Below are 472 nucleotides of genomic sequence, written 5' to 3'. Positions count from 1 at the left end.
TTTTAATATTTAATCCATTAAAAACGTTCGGAAAAAAATTCATTTTTTATAACTTCGCAGTATGGCAAAACTGAAAACAGCATATTTCTGTCAAAACTGCGGAACCCAGTATCCTCAATGGCTGGGACAATGTAAAAACTGCGGACAATGGAATACTTTAGTTGAGGAGGTGGTGGAAAAACCTTCACACAGCGCACCTCCTTTCTCGAAGTCCAAGCAACATGTCATCTACATTATTGAGGTTGAAACCAGTGAAGAACCCAGAATAAAAACACCTTCCGAAGAACTTAACCGCGTTCTGGGCGGTGGTATTGTTTTAGGCTCTGTTACCCTGATTGGCGGTGAGCCCGGTATTGGGAAATCAACACTGCTGCTTCAGCTTGCCTTGAAAATGAAGAAAAAAATCTTCTATGTCTCCGGCGAGGAAAGTGCTTCTCAGATCAAAATGAGGGCAGATCGCTTAACGGATGTT

The 472-nt window shown here is 41.7% G+C and carries 1 protein-coding gene; it reads left to right on the top strand.

Features of this window, described 5'->3' with window-relative positions; translation table 11 throughout:
* Nucleotides 1-61: 61 nt before the first annotated feature.
* The coding region (locus A1704_RS17230) for an AAA family ATPase (RefSeq protein ID WP_157885780.1) at nucleotides 62-472 on the top strand (411 nt) is incomplete at its 3' end.

The sequence above is a fragment of the Chryseobacterium cucumeris genome, from assembly GCF_001593385.1.
GTDB lineage: Bacteria > Bacteroidota > Bacteroidia > Flavobacteriales > Weeksellaceae > Chryseobacterium > Chryseobacterium cucumeris.
Note: the sequence above shows the minus strand (reverse complement) of the source record. Positions and strands in the feature narration are given on the sequence as shown.